This window comes from Frankia sp. CpI1-P, assembly GCF_001421075.1.
Classification (GTDB): domain Bacteria; phylum Actinomycetota; class Actinomycetes; order Frankiales; family Frankiaceae; genus Frankia; species Frankia torreyi.
Genome location: NZ_LJJX01000141.1, coordinates 1 through 1,290 on the forward strand (window position 1 = coordinate 1; position 1,290 = coordinate 1,290).

General features: G+C 67.1%; 1 protein-coding gene and 3 pseudogenes. 3 read left to right on the top strand and 1 reads right to left on the bottom strand.

Annotation, left to right across the window (positions count from 1 at the left end):
* Positions 1-255, bottom strand: a 255-nt coding sequence (locus FF86_RS36935) for a hypothetical protein (protein WP_206779111.1), incomplete at its 3' end; no start/stop codon positions are given.
* Between the two features lie 229 nt (positions 256-484).
* Here FF86_RS36935 and FF86_RS69710 point away from each other — a divergent pair.
* From FF86_RS69710 to FF86_RS61600, 3 pseudogenes are all read left to right on the top strand, one after another.
* Positions 485-800: pseudogene (locus FF86_RS69710) on the top strand (hypothetical protein); the annotation flags it as partial.
* 1 nt (position 801) lies between these two features.
* A pseudogene (locus FF86_RS61595) lies at positions 802-972 on the top strand (acyltransferase domain-containing protein); the annotation flags it as partial.
* 9 nt (positions 973-981) lie between these two features.
* A pseudogene (locus FF86_RS61600) lies at positions 982-1,290 on the top strand (acyltransferase domain-containing protein); the annotation flags it as partial.

Sequence of the window (1,290 nt, forward strand, 5' to 3'; positions counted from 1 at the left end):
GGGTCCGCGTCGGGCCGCGGTGTCGTCGTTCGGGATCAGTGGCACCAACGCCCACGTCATCCTGGAGGAACCCCCCGTCCTCGACCGCACGACACCGAACGGTGCCGCCGGGTCGAATTCCACCAGCTTGAATTCCACCGTGTCGAGTACCACCGTGTCGAGTACCGCAGTGTCGAGTACCGCAGTGTCGAGTAGCGCCGCCGCGGCGAACACTGCGGCCGGGTCGAGCGGTATCGCTTTGTCGAACAGTGCCACCGTGTCGGATGGCGCCGCTCCGTCTGATGCCATTGCTGAGGCTGATGGCGTTGCCGTTTCCGGTGGCGCGGCTGTTTCTGGTGGTGTGGTGGCTGGTGGTGTGGATTCGGGTGTTTCTGTGTCCGGGGTGCGGGGTTGGGGTGGGGTGTTGCCTTTTGTGGTGTCGGCGCGGTCGGAGTCGGGGTTGCGGNGGCAGGCGGTGGTTCTGGATTCGTTGGTGGCTGGGGGNGGGGTGTCGCTGGTGGATGTGGGGTTTTCTCTGGTGGCGACGCGGTCGTTGTTGGAGCGTCGGGTGGTGGTGGTCGCGGAGGGGGTGGAGGAGTTGCGTGCGGGGTTGCGGGTGGTGGCGGCGGGGGGGAGTTCGCCGTTGGTGGTGCGGGGTGGGGTGCGGTCGGCGGGTCGGTTGGCTTTTCTGTTTGCTGGTCAGGGTAGTCAGCGGGTGGGTATGGGGCGGGAGTTGTATTTTTCTTCGCCGGTGTTCGCGGCTGCTCTGGATGAGGTGTGTGCTGGTTTCGATGGGTTTCTGGATCGTCCGCTTCGGGAGGNGATGTTCGCGGCGGAGGGGTCGGTGGAGGCTGGTCTTCTGGATACGACGCGGTACACGCAGCCGGCGTTGTTCGCGTTGGAGGTGGCGCTGTTCCGGTTGTTGGAGTCGTCGGGTGTGGTGCCTGACTTCGTGGTGGGGCATTCGATTGGTGAGGTGGCGGCGGCGTATGTNGCGGGGGNTTTCGGGCTGGTGGATGCGTGTGTGCTGGTGGCGGCGCGGGGCCGGTTGATGCAGGAGCTGCCGGCGGGTGGGGCGATGCTGGCGGTGGCGGCGGGGGAGGATGAGGTCGCGGGGGTGCTGGCGGAGCCGGCGGTGGCGGGGCGGGTGTCGGTGGCGGCGGTGAACGGGCCGGCGTCGGTGGTGGTGGCGGGTGATGCGGATGCTGTTGCCTGGGTGGGGGAGGTGGTGCGGGGGCAGGGTCGTCGGACGTCGTTGCTGCGGGTGAGTCATGCTTTTCATTCGCATCATATGGAGGGGATGCTTGATGA